The organism is Agrobacterium sp. SORGH_AS 787, from assembly GCF_030819035.1.
GTDB classification, from domain to species: Bacteria; Pseudomonadota; Alphaproteobacteria; order Rhizobiales; family Rhizobiaceae; genus Agrobacterium; species Agrobacterium larrymoorei_B.
Genome location: NZ_JAUTBG010000002.1, coordinates 495,402 through 511,845, shown reverse-complemented (window position 1 = coordinate 511,845; position 16,444 = coordinate 495,402). Strand labels below are relative to the sequence as shown.

The 16,444-nt window shown below is 61.4% G+C and carries 12 protein-coding genes; 4 read left to right on the top strand and 8 right to left on the bottom strand.

Annotated elements, in window-relative coordinates; genetic code table 11:
* The first annotated feature begins 225 nt into the window (after positions 1–225).
* The 4 genes from QE435_RS11955 to QE435_RS11940 all read left to right on the top strand — a co-directional run bounded on the left by QE435_RS11955 (position 226) and on the right by QE435_RS11940 (position 5,448).
* Positions 226–1,479: a sarcosine oxidase subunit beta family protein gene (locus tag QE435_RS11955; RefSeq protein WP_062427831.1), complete on the top strand. Its 1,254-nt coding sequence runs from the start codon at positions 226–228 to the stop codon at positions 1,477–1,479.
* 156 nt (positions 1,480–1,635) lie between these two features.
* A complete protein-coding gene (locus QE435_RS11950; protein ID WP_309771754.1) occupies positions 1,636–1,950 on the top strand; it encodes a sarcosine oxidase subunit delta in 315 nt (104 codons plus the stop codon).
* Positions 1,947–4,907 carry a sarcosine oxidase subunit alpha gene (locus tag QE435_RS11945; protein ID WP_349041506.1) on the top strand — a complete coding sequence of 987 codons (2,961 nt, stop codon included), beginning with the start codon at positions 1,947–1,949 and terminating at the stop codon, positions 4,905–4,907. The genes QE435_RS11950 and QE435_RS11945 overlap by 4 nt, the downstream gene beginning before the upstream one ends.
* Positions 4,900–5,448, top strand: coding sequence for a sarcosine oxidase subunit gamma (locus QE435_RS11940; protein WP_349041505.1), 549 nt, complete (start codon positions 4,900–4,902; stop codon positions 5,446–5,448). The genes QE435_RS11945 and QE435_RS11940 overlap by 8 nt, the downstream gene beginning before the upstream one ends.
* 396 nt (positions 5,449–5,844) lie before the next feature.
* On the opposite strand, the gene QE435_RS11935 is transcribed toward QE435_RS11940, so the two are convergent.
* The 8 genes from QE435_RS11935 to glgC all read right to left on the bottom strand — a co-directional run bounded on the left by QE435_RS11935 (position 5,845) and on the right by glgC (position 16,342).
* A complete protein-coding gene (locus QE435_RS11935) occupies positions 5,845–6,477 on the bottom strand; it encodes a LysE family translocator (RefSeq protein ID WP_349041504.1) in 633 nt (210 codons plus the stop codon).
* A gap of 76 nt (positions 6,478–6,553) precedes the next feature.
* Positions 6,554–7,924, bottom strand: coding sequence for an APC family permease (locus QE435_RS11930; RefSeq protein WP_349041503.1), 1,371 nt, complete (start codon positions 7,922–7,924; stop codon positions 6,554–6,556).
* Between the two features lie 195 nt (positions 7,925–8,119).
* Positions 8,120–9,157, bottom strand: coding sequence for a DUF2332 family protein (locus tag QE435_RS11925; RefSeq protein WP_349041502.1), 1,038 nt, complete (start codon positions 9,155–9,157; stop codon positions 8,120–8,122).
* Positions 9,158–9,180: 23 nt separating this feature from the next.
* Entirely contained in the window at positions 9,181–9,663 is a 483-nt protein-coding gene (locus QE435_RS11920) for a MaoC family dehydratase (protein ID WP_349041501.1), read from the bottom strand.
* A gap of 56 nt (positions 9,664–9,719) precedes the next feature.
* Positions 9,720–11,678, bottom strand: coding sequence for a glycogen debranching protein GlgX (gene glgX, locus QE435_RS11915; RefSeq protein WP_349041500.1), 1,959 nt, complete (start codon positions 11,676–11,678; stop codon positions 9,720–9,722).
* 321 nt (positions 11,679–11,999) lie between these two features.
* Positions 12,000–13,631 (bottom strand): alpha-D-glucose phosphate-specific phosphoglucomutase, encoded by a 1,632-nt coding sequence (locus tag QE435_RS11910; RefSeq protein WP_306934368.1) that lies wholly within the window; start codon positions 13,629–13,631, stop codon positions 12,000–12,002.
* Positions 13,632–15,074 carry a glycogen synthase GlgA gene (gene glgA / locus QE435_RS11905; RefSeq protein ID WP_309771743.1) on the bottom strand — a complete coding sequence of 481 codons (1,443 nt, stop codon included), beginning with the start codon at positions 15,072–15,074 and terminating at the stop codon, positions 13,632–13,634.
* Between the two features lie 5 nt (positions 15,075–15,079).
* On the bottom strand, positions 15,080–16,342 hold the full coding sequence (gene glgC, locus QE435_RS11900; protein WP_306934366.1) for a glucose-1-phosphate adenylyltransferase: 1,263 nt from the start codon (positions 16,340–16,342) through the stop codon (positions 15,080–15,082).
* Between the last annotated feature and the right edge of the window lie 102 nt (positions 16,343–16,444).

Genomic DNA, 16,444 nt, shown 5'->3' with positions numbered 1-16,444 from the left:
CGATTGGTGTGGTGCAATATCAGATCGTTTCCCTGAAGTCCAGCCGTTAACTGTGTCTCTTGGCGAAAATACAAGGGGTGCTGAGGGGGGTGCCAAGAAAGTTATGGCGCATGTCAAAACAATCATGTTGCGGCGTCGCAAAATGAACACTGCACACTGCGCATATTTGCCATTCATAGGTCTCAGCCGGAATAATCCAGCGTGTCTTCAGGGAGTTGCTTGCGAATGCGCAAATTTTCTGTTTTTGCCGTGGCTCGCGAGGCAATGCGCGCCCACAAGGGATGGGATGCCCAATGGGCGTCTCCCGAGCCGCGCAAGGAATATGACGTCATCATCATCGGTGGCGGCGGCCACGGTCTTGGTGCCGCTTATTATCTGGCCAAGGAACATGGCATTACCAATATTGCCGTTCTGGAAAAGGGCTGGCTCGGCGGCGGCAATACCGGCCGCAACACCACCATCATCCGCTCCAACTATCTCTATGAAGAGAGTATGGATATGTATGAGCACTCACTCAAATTGTGGGAGGGCTTGAGCCAGGATCTGAACTATAACGTCATGTATTCGGCGCGCGGCGTGATGATGCTGTCGCACAATGTGCATGACCAGCAGTCCTTCAAGCGCCATATCAATGCCAACCGCCTGTACGGCATCGATAATGAATGGCTGACGCCGGAAGAGGCCAAGGCCTACTGTCCGCCGCTCGATATTTCCGCGAACGCCCGCTACGCCATCAACGGTGCGGCCCTTCAACGCCGTGGCGGCACGGCGCGTCACGATGCGGTGGCCTGGGGCTATGCCCGCGCGGCGTCCGATCGCGGCGTCCACATCATCCAGAACTGCGAAGTTACCGCGATCCGTCGCGGTCCCGATGGCGCGGTGACGGGTGTGGAAACCAATCGCGGCTTCATCGGCGCGAAGAAGATCGGCGTGTCCGCTGCCGGTCATTCCTCCGTCATCATGAAAATGGCCGATGTGCGCGTGCCGCTTGCCTCCAACCCGTTGCAGGCGCTCGTCTCCGAGCCGTTGAAGCCGATCTTTCCTTGCGTAGTGATGTCCAACACCGTGCATGCCTATATCTCGCAGTCCGACAAGGGCGAGCTGGTGATCGGTGCCGGTACCGACCAGTACAATTCCTATTCGCAGACCGGCGGCTTGCAGATCATCACCCATACGCTGGACGCCATCTGCGAACTCTTCCCGATCTTCCGGCGTGTGAAGATGATGCGCCAGTGGGGCGGGATTACCGACAACACACCGGATCGTTCGGCGATCCAGAGCGTGACGCCGGTGCCGAATCTCTTCGTCAATTGCGGCTGGGGCACGGGCGGCTTCAAGGCCACGCCAGGGTCTGCGCATCTCTTCGCGCATCTGATTGCGCGTGGCGAGCCGCACCGGCTGGCGGCGGGTCTGAACCTCGACCGGTTCCGCACCGGACGGTTGATCGACGAGGCGGCAGCCGCGGCGGTTGCCCATTGACGACGTTGCGTCAAGGGGCGAAGCGACGCGCTTCGGCCCTCCGCGAATTTTGAATATCTGACAAGCAGGCTCTCCCCCTACATCACCATGGGAAAGCGCCTGTGTGACCAACCCGCCGGAACGATGGTTCCGGCAAGCTCTCCTTGAGGGACCATCATGCTGCTGATCCGTTGTCCATATTGCGAAGAAGAACGCTCTGAACTGGAGTTCCGCTGGGCTGGTGAGGCTCATATCGCCCGCCCGGAAAACATCGCAGGCATTTCCGATGAGGAATTTGCCGAATATTTCTTCATGCGCGATAACGACAAGGGCATGGTCTATGAGCGCTGGCGCCATATCCATGGCTGCGGCCGCTTCTTCAATGCGGCGCGCCATTCGGTGACCGACAAGTTCCACCTGACATATAAGGCAGGCGAGCCGAAGCCGGATGAGGCTTCGCTTCTGCAAGCCAGCGAAGGAGCAGCCCGATGAGCGGCGCTTACCGTATCAAGGGTGCAGGCCGCCTGACGCCTGCCCGCACCGCCCGCTTCAACTTCGACGGCAAGAGCTATACGGCGCTCCAGGGCGATACCGTTGCCTCGGCGCTGCTTGCCAATGGCGTGCACCTCATCGGCCGCTCGTTCAAGTATCACCGTCCGCGCGGCTTTCTCTCCGCCGGTCCGGAAGAGCCGAATGCGCTGATCGACGTGTCGCGCGATGCGTCGCGCCGCCAGCCGAATGTGCGCGCCACGGTGCAGGAAGTTTTCGACGGCGCGATCGTCTCGTCGCAGAACCGCTATCCGTCGCTGTCCTTCGATGTCGGCGCGATCAACGATTTCTTCTCGCCCTTCTTTGCGGCGGGCTTTTACTACAAGACCTTCATGTGGCCGAAGGCGGCATGGCACAAGCTTTATGAGCCGATCATCCGCCGCGCCGCCGGTCTCGGCAGTGCGCCGAAGCAGGGCGACACCGATCAATATGCCAGCCGCTTTGCCCATTGTGACGTGCTGGTGGCCGGTGGCGGCGCTGCTGGTCTGACGGCGGCGCTCTCCGCAGCCAAGACCGGTGCGAAGGTCATTCTGGTCGATGAGAACCCGACGGTTGGCGGTGCGCTGCGTTTCGAAAGCGGCACCGTGATCGATGGCAAGAATGGCTATGACTGGGCGCAATCGGTGCTTGCCGAATTGAAGGCCATGCCGAATGTGGAGGTTCTGACCCGCACCACCGTTTTCGGTTACTATAACCACAACTTCATCGGCCTTGCCGAGCGCGTCACCGACCACCTTGCATCGCCTGCGCTGCATGAGCCGCGCGAGCGCCTATGGCAGGTGCGCACCAAGAAGATGATCATGGCGACGGGCGCCATCGAGCGCCACATGGTGTTTGCCAATAACGACCGCCCCGGCATCATGCTGGCGTCCGCTGCACGCACCTATCTTAACCAGTATGGCGTGGCTGTCGGCCATAATGTCGGTGTCTATACCGCGCATGACAGCGCCTATGAGGCCGCCTTCGACCTGATGCGCGCCGGTGTGAAGATCGCGGCGATCGTCGATTGCCGTCCCAACCCGAGCGCCAAGCTTCTGGACGAGGCGCGCGCGCTTGGCATCGAGGTTCTGGCTGGCCACAGCGTTTACGACACCACAGGCCGCCTTCGCGTCACCTCCATGACCGTTGGCCGCAATGGCGGTTCGGGCAAGCGCAAGATTGCTGTCGATGCGCTGATCGTGTCGGCCGGCTGGACGCCATCCGTCCATCTCTTCTCGCAGTCCCGCGGCAAGCTGAAATATGATGCTGCCAACCAGCGCTTCCTGCCGGACGTGCATGTGCAGGATGGCGTGTCCATCGGCGCCTGCAATGGCACCGACGATCTCTCCGCGCTGCTTTCCGAAGCGGCTGCGGCTGGCGGCGGCGAGGTTGCCATCTCCGGCAGCAACGCCAACACCTGGACGGGCGGCATGATCGGTGCGGCCGAAGGTGCCGGTGCCGACCACAGCGTCAAGGCCTTCATCGACTTCCAGCACGATGTCTGTGCCAAGGATATCCGTCTGGCCGTGCGCGAAGGCATGCACTCCATCGAGCACATCAAGCGCTTCACCACCAACGGCATGGCGTCCGACCAGGGCAAGATGTCCAACATGCATGGTCTTGCTATCGCATCGGAAGCGCTGGGCCGCGATCTGCCGAAGGTCGGTCTCACCACCTTCCGCGCGCCCTATACGCCGGTGACCTTCGGTACGCTGGTCGGCCATTCGCGCGGCAAGCTGTTCGACCCGGCCCGCAAGACGCCGATGCATGCTCTGGAAGAAGCAGAAGGTGCCGCATTCGAGGATGTCGGCAACTGGAAGCGCGCCTGGTACTATCCGCGTGCGGGTGAAGACATGCATGAGGCGGTCAACCGCGAATGCAAGACGGTGCGCGAAAGCGTTGGCGTCTTCGATGCCTCCACGCTCGGCAAGATCGAGGTTGTCGGCCCGGATGCGGCGACGTTCCTCAACCTGCTCTACACCAATGCCTGGGATACGCTGAAGCCCGGTCGCTGCCGCTATGGCATCATGACCCGCGAAGACGGCTTCGTTTATGACGACGGCGTTGTCGGTCGCATGGCGGAAGATCGCTTCCACGTGACGACGACGACGGGCGGCGCGCCACGCGTGCTGCACCACATGGAAGACTATCTGCAGACGGAATTCCCGCATCTGAATGTCTGGCTGACGTCTGCCACCGAACAATGGGCGGTGATTGCGGTACAGGGACCGAAGGCGCGCGAGGTGATTGCGCCGCTGGTGGAAGGTATCGACCTGTCGCCGGAAGCCTTCCCGCATATGGCGGTGGCGGAAGGCAAGATCTGCGGTGTGCCGACACGTCTTTTCCGCGTGTCGTTTACCGGTGAACTCGGCTTCGAAGTCAACGTGCCGGCGGATTACGGCCCGGCCGTGTGGCAGGCGATTGCCGAGCGGGCGAAGGCCGTCGGCGGCTGCCTCTACGGCACCGAGACGATGCACGTGCTGCGCGCCGAAAAGGGCTACATCATCGTCGGCCAGGATACCGACGGTACGGTCACGCCTGACGATGCCGGCCTTGGCTGGGCCGTCTCCAAGAAGAAGACGGATTTCGTCGGCATTCGCGGCCTGCGGCGCCCGGATCTGACCCGCAGCGGCCGCAAGCAGCTCGTCGGCCTTCTGCCGAAGAACGCGCATGAGGTGCCGGAAGAGGGCGGCCAGATCGTCGTCGATCCGAATGCACCCAAGCCGATGACGATGCTCGGTCACGTCACATCGTCCTACTGGTCCGAAAATCTCGGCCGCGCGATTGCTTTCGGTCTGGTGGCCGATGGTCGGGCGCGGATGGGTGAGACCCTCTACATTCCGCTTGCCGACAAGACGATTGCAGTCGAGGTGACGGACATGGTGTTCTTCGACAAGGAAGGAGGCCGGATCAATGGCTGATTTGGCAACAGCAAAGCGTACATTCGTTCTCGATGGCGTCCATGGCGGTTCCGCCGGAGCCTCCATCAAGCCCGCGGCCCCGGCCTACCGGCTGGTGCTGCGTGCGCGTCCAGAAGCGGTGGAAGCGGTCTCCCAGGCGCTCGAGCTTGCGCTGCCGACCCGCCCGAAAACCTCCGTCACCTCCGGTCTCCGCTCCGCTTTGTGGATCGGCCCGGATGAGTGGCTGGTGATCGACCAGGGCGAGGCCGACCTGATGGCAGCCCTTTCCGGCACCACCGGCCTGTTTTCCGCAACCGACGTCTCCCACCGCAACCTCGCCATCATCGTCTCCGGTCCCGGTGCGGAAACGACGATCAATGCCGGCTGCCCGCAGGACCTGTCTCTCGCCGCCTTCCCGGTGGGTGCCTGCACCCGCACGGTCTTCGGCAAGGCGGAGGTGGTGCTGCTGCGCGTGACGGATGACACGTTCCGCGTCGAATGCTGGCGCTCCTTTGCGGACTATGTGTTCGGTTTGCTGGACGAGGGTTCGCGGGACGCTTGAGGCGCGCGCTGAGGCATTCAGAGCGCCCTAAGTCGTTGAAAAGATGGATCCTCGGGCCGAGCCCGAGGATGACGCAGGTTGGGTTTTGCCCCTAGAGCGTCTCCTTGTTAAATAGAAACGTTCTGCCGGAGCAGGTTTCCGTCAGGGCAAAGGCGATTGGCGAAGGGCATACCTAAAGGTACGGTCGAGCCGATCGCCTTTGAGCCTGGCGGAAAAATGCCCGGCCCTTCGGGTTGGTTGAAACGGGCCACCTGCTTGCCCAGACGGCTTGGCCGTATGCTTTGGCTACGGCGCGCGCCCTCCGGACAATCAGTCGATCCCGTTTGAACCAACAGAACTGTTTCTATTTAACAAGGAAACGCTCTAGTCCTGACGAGCAGCCTTTTCCCGTTTTTTCTACTGCCTTGATCCAAGCGCCAGCCGGCAGGCGAGCCCGGCAAAGACCCCTGCCAGCAGATATTGTGGCAGTCTGGGAAAGCGGCGGATACCGGAAAGCCGCTGGCGGATATTGCTGCCGAGAAGGATCACGGTGCCATTCACCAGAAAACCGATGCCGTTCAGGATGGTGGCGAGGATCATCATCTGGAAGACGAGCGCATTGCCATCCGGATTGATGAATTGCGGGAAGAGCGCCAGGACGAAAAGCGCCATTTTCGGGTTGAGGATGTTGGTGGCGAGACCTTCCAGAAAAATCCGTCTAGATGACAGCCGTTTCAAGCTTGCTGTCGGCGAAAAGCCTGAGCCCTGTGAGCGCAAGGTTTTGACAGCAAGATAGAAGAGGTAGGCGCAACCTGCCCAGCGGACGATCTCATAGGCGACCGGCACCGTCAGAAACAATTGCGAGAGGCCCAAGGCCGCGGCAATCGCGTGGCAATAGGTCCCGGCGGCTATTCCGGCATAGGTCAGAAAACCTGCGGAGCGGCCCTGGCTGACACTGCGCGAGGCAATCAGCAGCATATCGGGACCGGGTGTTGCCGTCAGCACCAGGGCTGCGGCGGCAAAGAGCATGAGGGTGGGGAATTCCGGCATGGTATTTTCCTTTTGAAAATGAGGCCGGAATTCCGATCTATCATGGGCGACGCAGATAGCAAGCGTTGTTGTGCCGCTAAGCCGACTTCGCCTGTGCCCGCATGAAGCCCACCGTTGCTGCCCAGAGAACGACGCCGATCAGGAGCAGCACTGCCGCAATCGAATATTGCACCGGATCGCGTCCGGTCCATGGGCCGACGAGGAAGAAGCAGCTGATGGCGCCCAGCACCGGCAGGATGGTTGGTGTGCGGAAGTGCTTGTGCGCCACCTTGTCCTTACGCAGCACCAGCACCGCGACATTGACGATGGTGAAGACGCCGAGCAAAAGGAGAGCCGTTGTACCACCGAGAGCCGGAATGCCACCGGCAAAGGCGATGAGACCAACCGCGATCAGCGAGGTGAAGATGATCGCCACAAAGGGTGTGCGGCGGCCGGAATGGACCTTGCCGAGCGCTGGTGGAAGCACGCCTTCGCGGCTCATGCCATAGATCAGGCGGCTTGCCATCATCATGTTGATCAGGGCGGAATTGGCGACCGCGAACATGGTGACGACGGCGAAGATGCCGATCGGGAAGTTTGGCGCACCCGCCTGCACCACTTTCAACAGCGGCGTTTCGCCTTCGCCGAGCTCGGCAGCGGGGACGAGGGTGATGGCGGAAATGGCAACCAGAATATAGATGACGCCGGTGATGACGAGGCCGCCGAGCAGCACTTTCGGGAAGATGCGGGCGGGCTGCTTGCACTCTTCCGCCATGTTGACGGAATCCTCGAAGCCGACCATGGCGAAGAAGGCAAGCGTCGTTGCGGCCACCACCGACCAGATGACGCCATGCTCGCCCGCCGGCTGGAAGGTCCAGGCGCGCGACACATCGCCCTGACCATTGCCGATCGCCCAGAAACCGATGCCGATGATCAGCAGCAGGCCCGTCAGTTCGACGACGGTCAGTACCACATTCATCTTCACGCTTTCACCGACGCCGCGGAAATTGATCAGCGCGACGGCCACTATGAAAGCAATGGCAATGCCGGTCACGCCAAAGCCGCCGAAATCAAAGCCGGTGACGGTGGCGAAGTTGGCGGCGAAGGCGCGGGAGGCTGTCGAGGCGGAGGTGACACCGGACGACATGACGGTGAAGGCGACGAGGAAGGTGATGAAGTGAACGCCGAAGGCCTTGTGCGTATAAAGCGCAGCTCCTGCAGCGCGTGGATATTTCGTCACCAGTTCGAGATAGCTGCAGGCGGTCAGCAGCGCGACGCCAAAGGCAATGAGGAAGGGCAACCAGACGACCCCGCCAACTTCGGCCGCGACCTGCCCGGTCAGTGCGTAAATGCCGGTCCCGAGGATATCGCCGACGATGAAGAGAAGAAGCAGCCCCGGCCCCATGACGCGTTTGAGCTCCGTGCTTTGCTCGCCTGCATCATCCGGTTGCGTGACGTTGTGCGCCATATGGAGTTCCCCCGAACAATAATGGCGGTAACGCAAGGAAAGGCGTGAGAGTTCCGGGGCCCTAAGAACAAATCACTTCAAGTGCTTATGCTCGGCATGGTCGGCGCACAGGTGTGGTGGCCGCATAACGCAACTGCAGCTACAAGATGAACCGCGGCTTGTTTCGGTCCCTCCATCGGCTACCAGCTGAAGCGCTCATTTCACCCATCCGCGCCATTCCACCCAGCGACCGTGAAAGTCCGCTCGGCCGATCTCCTGCTTCTCACCCGTGGGCCAGATTTGCAAGGTGAGGGCTGCACCTCGCTGTTGGCCGTCGCCTTCCATCTGGAGGCGGGCGAGAGGGGCATCTGTCGTTGCGCGGGCTCCGGCCTCGGCGATCAGCGCTTCACCCTTCTGTTTGAGGGCGTCGGGGAAATATTGCCAGGCGACGGAGTGGAAGACGATGTGGGCCGCACCTGTTTTTGGGGTTTCCAGCCGCTTTGCCAGCCAGTCGATGGCGTCTGCCTTTTCCACCTGTAAGCGGTTTTCCGCAGCGATGCTGAGCGCATTTTGCGTGCGCTCAAGCCGGTCTTTCTGGTCGGCCCAGATATAGGAGAGCTGGCGCAGGCGGTCGTCGGGCGACGAAGGGTTCAAGGGGTTGAGGTCGCAGCCGGCGCGGTCGAGGACGGTGAAACTGCTCGGGGCCGATGGCACCGTACCGCGCCATTCGGGAGAGAGGACAACGGCGCTTTCCGGTCCCCATTCCGTTTCGCCGAGGCGGTAACGATAGCGGTCGAGCTGGAGATTGAGGCCGACGCTTGCGCCGACTTCGGAGAGGATCAGCGGTTTGCCGATGCGCTCTGCGACGATGAAGAGGCCGGGCAGCAGGGCGGCGGAACGGCGGACTTCGTTGGTCTGGGGTGGCGATGTCAGACGCTCGAGGATGAAGGCCTCGTGCTGCTGGAACGCTTCCTGAACGGCGGGCCAGAGGGCGTTGTCGGGGAGTTCGGTGAGCGGGCTTATTCTTTCTGAGAGCACCAGCGCATGCAGCGCGCCTGCGATGCGCAGCGGCACGGAATCGTCACTGGGGCCGGGTGGGCCGGGCCAGGTGAGGAGGGTATGGGCGATGGCGCCCTGGGTGGTTTCCAGCTTTTCGGAGAGCAGCCGGCACAGCCTTGCGGTAAAGGGTGAGCCCAGGCCGTCGCAGGCGTCTGCCTGGGTCAGGAACGCCGCTCGAACGATTGCTTCGGGCATGACTTCTCCGTTGAACGTGTTGGTCAGTCTTCCGGCCTGTCCTTCGGGTCGAACTGGGAAATGGTGATCCAGCGGGCGGTGAGTGCAGGCTTCTTTTCGTTTTCGATCTCGACCGCCACGTCATAGGTCATCATCAGCATGGCGCCGCCGCGAAAGCGGGCCTCGGCCAGGGTGAAGCGCCCACGCACACGCGCGCCGCTCTTGACCGGCGAGACGAAGTTGATTTTCTCGAAGCCGTAATTGATGCCCATGGTCTGCTCACGGATATTCGGCAGGGCACTGTAATTCATGGCAGAGAGCAGCGAGAGTGTCAGGAAGCCATGGGCAATCGTGCCGCCGAAGGGGCTTTCAGCCTTGGCGCGTTCCGGGTCTGTGTGGATGAACTGGTCATCCAGCGTTGCCCGGGCAAAGGCATCGATCATGGCCTGGTCGACGGTGATCCAGTCCGACACGCCCACTTCCGTGCCGACCAAACCCTTTACCTCAGCAAGCGATACGTCTTTCACGGCAACTCTTTCTTTTAAAAATCGAATTCCGTTATAGGACGGCCTTGAGGCGGCAATCAATCACCAAGATAGAAGACGACGGAGCGGGGCGGCAGCCAGGCGGGCACGCCGAAATCAACGCCGAGCGGCTTCCAGCCGTCACCCTTGAGGGTGAAGGGAATGGCGCTGCGGCTGCGGTTGAAGAGGGTGGCGAGGCGCACCGTCTTGCCGGTCTCTCTGTCAAGCGTCTTCAGCACCATGGCGAAGGTCGTGGCATCGGCGCGGTTCCAGTCCTCGTCGCGCATGGGGTCGCCCAAGGGGGAGAGCCATTCGATCTCGCCGCTTTCGGGCGAGAAGAAACTGCTTTCGCTGAAGGCTGCGAAGCGCTGGCGAAGCTTCGCCAGAAAGGCAGTGTGATCAATCAGGTCCGGCGACATCGCCGCCCAATCCACCCAGGTGATCTCGTTATCCTGGGCATAGGCATTGTTGTTGCCACGCTGGCTGCGCCCGCCTTCGTCACCCGCCGTCAGCATCACCGTGCCGCGCGTCACGAAGAGGGTGGCGAGCAGCGCCTTGATGTCCGCGACGCGGGCGGCGTTGACTGAGGCGTCGTCGGTCAGGCCTTCGACGCCGTTGTTCCAGGAGTGGTTGTCATTGTGCCCGTCGCGGTTCTCCTCGCCATTTGCCTCGTTGTGCTTGTGGGCGTGGGAGACGAGATCGAAAAGCGTGAAGCCGTCATGGGCGGCGATGAAGTTGACGCTGCGGGTTTCCATTTGCCCGTTGCGCGAAAAGAGCGGGGCGGAACCGGCCAGCGCATCGGCAAGCGCCCCCATTGTGTGATCGTCACCTCGCCAATAACGCCGGATATTGTCACGGGCCCGATCGTTCCATTCGAGGAAGGAGGGGGGAAAGTTGCCGAGCTGGTAGCCGCCGGGGCCGATATCCCAGGGTTCGGCGATCAATATGCGATCGGCAAGAAGCGGGTCCTCGTGCATCTGGCGCAAGGTTTCACTTTGCGGATCGAAGCCCTGCGCCGTGCGGCCAAGCACGGGAGCGAGATCGAAGCGGAAGCCGTCGATGCCCGCATGGGTGACGAAATGGCGGAGCGTTTCGATGACGAGATGGCGGACCTGTGGGTGATCGCAGGCGAGCGTATTGCCGGTGCCGGTGTCGTTGATCAGCGTGCCGGGATCGTTCGGCAGAGGGCGATAATAGGTCAGGTTGTCGAGGCCGCGTAGCGACAGCGTCGAGCCGAAGCGGTCGCTCTCTCCGGTATGGTTGAAGACGAGATCGAGGATGGTGCCGATGCCTGCCTCGTGCAGTTTGGCGACCGTATTACGCAGTTCCGCTATGCCGCCGGGGCAAAGCCGCGGGTCGAGCGCCATGAAGCCGACGGGATTGTAACCCCAGCCATTGGTGAGACCGAGCGGCGGTAGGTGCCGCTCGTCAATCCAGGCGGTGATCGGCATGAGTTCGACGGCGCTGACGCCGATCTTTTGCAGATGCGCAATGATGGCGGGATGGGCAAGCGCTGCGACCGTGCCGCGGATCGCTTCCGGCACCTCAGGATGCAGCATGGTGAAGGGCTTGACCGCGACTTCGTAGATGAGGCCGGTGCGGGTGAAGCGGGGTGGTTCCGGCGTGACGGGCATGTCGTTGGAGACGATCGCCTTGGGCATGACGGCGGCGGTGTCTTCGCCAAAGGTGAAGAGGCTTTTGTGGTTCTGGAACGGACGATCGATCGTGGTTGCGTAAGGATCGAGCAGCAGCTTGGCCGGGTCGAACCAGAGGCCCTGATCCGGGGTATAGGTGCCGTGGGCGCGGTAGCCGTAGCGGGTGCCGATTGGGGCCTGTGGGACGGTGAGACGGTGGATGCCGTCTTCGCCCCGTTGCATGGGGAGGCGGGCGGTTTCGGTGTTGCCTGTCGCGTCGTAGAGGCAGAGCTCGATCTTGGTGGCGTGCTGGGAGTAGACGGAGAACTCGGTGCCTGCGGTTAAGGGGACTGCACCTTGGGGGAAAGCGGCTTGGTTTGGCATGGGCTGGTCCCTTTGGTGGTTTGTGGGTGGGGGCTTGCGCCGCGGTCTTGTTGGTGGGGCAGTTGCGTCGGGGCTGATTCTTTAGGACCCCCTCTGTCCTGCCGGACATCTCCCCCTCAAGGGGGGAGATCGGGTTGGGGTTGGCCACTCGCTTTTCTCGCTACCTCCGTGAGGAGGTTTCTTCACTCACCAAGCTCGATATGAGGCGGGAGCTTGCCTTTGGCCGATCTCCCCCCTTGAGGGGGAGATGCCCGGCAGGGCAGAGGGGGGCGGCCACCCGCAAAAGGGAGGCGGACTATAACCCACCCCGCCAGCCGCAGATCAGGTAATCACCGTCGGCGCGTCGCGGCCCGTATGCTTCTTGATCCCGGCAATCGTATCCGCCGCGGCAATCAGGTCGGCAAGCGCTTCCTGGGTTTCGATATTGTGGCGGGCCGCATCCGGTTCATAGCGCTCGACATAGAGGCGCAGCGTGGCGCCCGAGGTGCCGGTGCCGGAGAGGCGCAGCACGATGCGGGAGCCGCCGGTGAAGAGGATGCGGATGCCCTGGTTCTTGCTGACCGACTGATCGACCGGATCGTGATAGGCGAAATCGTCGGCCTTTTCGACCTTCAGATTGCCATAGGTGGTGCCGGGAAGCGTCGCGAGCTTTTCGCGCAGCGTTGCAACCAGCGTGTTGGCGGCGTCGCTGTCGACTTCTTCATAGTCGTGGCGCGAATAGTAGTTGCGGCCATATTCGGCCCAATGCTTGGTGACGATGTCCTTGACGCTTTCCTTGCGGGCAGCGACGATGTTCAGCCAGAAGAGCACGGCCCAGAGACCGTCCTTCTCGCGCACATGGTTGGAGCCGGTGCCGAAGCTTTCCTCGCCGCAGACGGTGACCTTGCCCGCATCGAGCAGGTTGCCGAAGAACTTCCAGCCGGTTGGCGTTTCATACATGCCGATGCCGAGCTTTTCCGCCACGCGGTCTGCGGCAGCACTCGTCGGCATGGAGCGGGCGATGCCGGAAATGCCGGAGGCATAGCCCGGTGCGAGCTTGGCGTTGGCGGCGATGATCGCAAGCGAGTCCGACGGTGTGACGAACATGCCCTTGCCGACGACCATGTTGCGGTCGCCATCGCCATCGGAGGCGGCGCCAAAATCCGGGCCTTCCGGGCTCATCACGTCGTCATAGAGTTCCTTGGCGTGAACGAGGTTCGGGTCCGGGTGATGGCCGCCGAAGTCCGGCAGCGGCACGGAGTTGCGGACAGAGCCTGCCGGTGCGCCAAGACGCTTTTCGATGATTTCGACCGCATAGGGGCCGGTCACCGCGCTCATGGAATCGACCACAACCTTGAAGCCGCCAGCGATCAGATCGCGGATCGCGCCGAAATCGAAGAGTTCTTCCATCAGCGTGGCATAATCGGCCACCGGATCGATGACTTCCACCTGCATGCCGGCAACGTCGCTGGTGCCGATCCGGTCGAGATCGATATCGGCGACCTCGGCGATGCGGTAGGTCTCGATGGACTTGGTGCGGGCAAAGATGGCGTCGGTGATCTTTTCAGGGGCCGGGCCGCCATTGCCGATATTGTACTTGATGCCGAAATCTTCGTTCGGGCCGCCGGGATTGTGGCTGGCCGAGAGCACGATGCCGCCGAAGGCTTTGTATTTGCGGATGATGTTGGACGCGGCAGGCGTGGAGAGAATGCCGCCCTGGCCGACCAGAACCTTGCCGAAGCCTGCGGCTGCGGCCATCTTGATCGCCTTCTGGATGACCTCGCGGTTGTAATAGCGGCCATCGCCTCCGATCACCAGCGTCTCACCGGCAAAGCCTTCGAGACTGTCGAAGATCGACTGGATGAAGTTTTCCGCGTAGTTCTCCTGCGCGAAAACCGGCACTTTCTTTCGAAGGCCGGAGGTTCCGGGTTTCTGATCCTGAAATGGCGTGGTCTGGACGGTCTTGATCGACATTCAATGGCCTTTCGACGTAAGTTGGGTGTAAAGCGCGGCGTAAAGTCCTGCGCTCTTTTCCCAGGAAACATCCGATTTCATCCCCTGCTTCTGCAATTGCGTCCACAGTTTCGGGTCTCGGTAATATCGCATAGTGCGGCGGAGCGCCTGGCGCAGCCCGTCCTCGGTGACGGACGAGAACTGGACGCCGGTCGCGACCTTCGCGGAAACAGCAGCGTGATTGGCATCGATCACGGTATCGTTCAAGCCCCCGTTGCGCGCAACGACGGGAATGCAGCCATAGCGCAGCGCATAAAGCTGGGTCAGGCCGCAGGGCTCGAAGCGGGAGGGAATGATGATGGCGTCGCATCCGGCCTGCATGAGGTGCGAGAGCGGCTCATTATAGCCAACGGCGACGCCGACGCGTCCCGGATGGCGGGTGGCCGCCGCCATCAGTGCGCCTTCCAGCGCGATTTCGCCTGCACCGAGCACCACTAGACGACCGCCCATCTCGACGATGTCATCGGCGACTTCGGCAATCAGGTCGATGCCCTTTTGCCAGGTGAGGCGGGAGATGACGCAGAAGAGCGGGCCGCTATCGTGGTCCACGCGGAAATGGTTGGCAACGGCGGCCTTGTTGATGGCGCGCAGTTTGAGGTTGGCGGCTGAGTAATTTTCCTGGATCAGGTGGTCGATCGCCGGATCCCAAACCTCGGCATCGATGCCATTGACGATGCCATGCAGCACATGGGCGCGGCTGCGGATCACGCCATCGAGCCCCATGCCGTAATCCGGGGTCAGGATTTCCTCGGCATAGGACGGGCTGACGGTGCTGAGCGCCGTCGCCGTCTGCAAGCCACCCTTCAGGAAGCTGATATCGTTATAATATTCGATGCTCTCGGTGGAGAAAGCGTGTGCGGGCAGGCGCAGTTCGGAGAAGATATTGGCGCCGAACTGACCCTGAAAGGCAATATTATGGATTGTCAGCAGGCTTGGAATTTCCGGCGTCTCTGCATAGCGCATATAGACCGGTGCCATGGCGGCCTGCCAATCATGTGCATGAAGAAGATCCGGTTGCCAGCCCTGCAGCTTGCCTGCGGCGATTTCGGCAGCGGCAAGAGAAAGGGCCGCGTAACGCTTCCAGTTGTCGGCAAAATCCTTGCCGGTGGAATCGAGATAGGGCCCGGAGGGGCGGTCGTAGAGCGAGGGAATGTCGAGGATCAGGAGGTCCAGACCCTCATGCTCGCCTGCCAGAATATCGGCATGTTCGCCCAGAAGATCGGGAAATTCCCCGACCTTATGCGCATCCTTGACCGTGGATTTAACGGCGGGGTAGCCGGGGATCAGCGAGCGGGTGTGCACACCGCATGCTTTCAGCGCGATGGGAAGCGCGCCGGAAACATCTGCAAGACCGCCGGTTTTGATCAGCGGATAGATTTCGGATGTGACCGAAAGAACATTCATGAGGCTCACAGGTCCAGCTTGTCGATCATCGATTGCGTTATCAGGCAGATGCCGTTGTCCGTGCGGCGGAAGCGCTTGGCATCGAGTTCCGGGTCTTCGCCGACGATCAGCCCTTCCGGGATGACGACGCCGTGGTCGATGACGACGTTGCTCAGCTGCGCGTGACGACCGATCTTTACACTCGGCAACACGACGGCATTCTCAAGGCGCGAATAGGAATTTGCGCGCACCCCGGTAAACAGCAGGCTTCGGTTCAACGAGGCACCGGAGATGATGCAGTCGCCCGAGACGACGGAGGAGACCGCCGAACCTCTGCGGTTTTCATCGTCATGGACGAATTTCGCCGGTGGCGTGATCTCGGCATAGGTCCAGATCGGCCAGGACTTGTCGTAGATGTCCAGATCCGGAACGATATCTGTGAGGTCGATATTGGCCTGCCAATAGGCATCGATGGTGCCGACATCGCGCCAGTAGGGCCCGTGTTCGAAATCGGAGCGGACGCAGGAGGAGGCGAAGCGGTGGGCGACGGCCTTACCGTGTTCGACGATATAGGGAATGATGTCCTTGCCGAAATCGCGGCTGGAATTGGGGTCGCTGGCATCGCGGCGCAGGCATTCCATCAGGAACTTGGTGTGGAAGACGTAGATGCCCATGGAGGCAAGGGCAAAGTCTTCATTGCCCGGAATGCCCGGAGGATCGGCGGGCTTTTCTATGAAGGCGATGATCTCGTCCTTTTCGTTGACATGCATGACGCCGAAGCCGGTCGCTTCCATGCGCGGGACTTCCAGGCAGCCGATCGTCACATCCGCGCCGGAATCCACATGCTGTTGCAGCATGTATTCATAATCCATCTTGTAGATATGGTCGCCGGCGAGGATCACCATATACTCAGGATTGTGGCCCTCGATGATGTCGATGTTCTGATAGACGGCATCTGCGGTGCCTTCATACCATTGCGTTTCCGAAACGCGCTGGGAGGCGGGCAGAATATCGAAGCTTTCGTTACGCTCGGGACGGAAGAAGTCCCAGCCGCGTTGCAGGTGGCGGATCAGCGAATGCGCCTTGTACTGCGTGGCGACACCGATGCGGCGAATGCCGGAGTTCAGCGCGTTCGAGAGCGCGAAATCGATGATGCGCGCCTTGCCGCCGAAATAGACCGCAGGCTTTGCCCGGCGGTCGGTCAGTTCCTTCAGGCGGCTGCCGCGCCCGCCTGCGAGGACGTAAGCCATTGCATCACGTGCCAGAGGCTGAATTCTCTTTTCACTCATCGCTCGAGTCCTCCCATAAAGTACCACTGTTCCCTGTGTCTTACACGTGCAGGAAGTTTTTAAGGTTTCCACCACGTCTTCATTCTTGTCGGCCTCACGTCC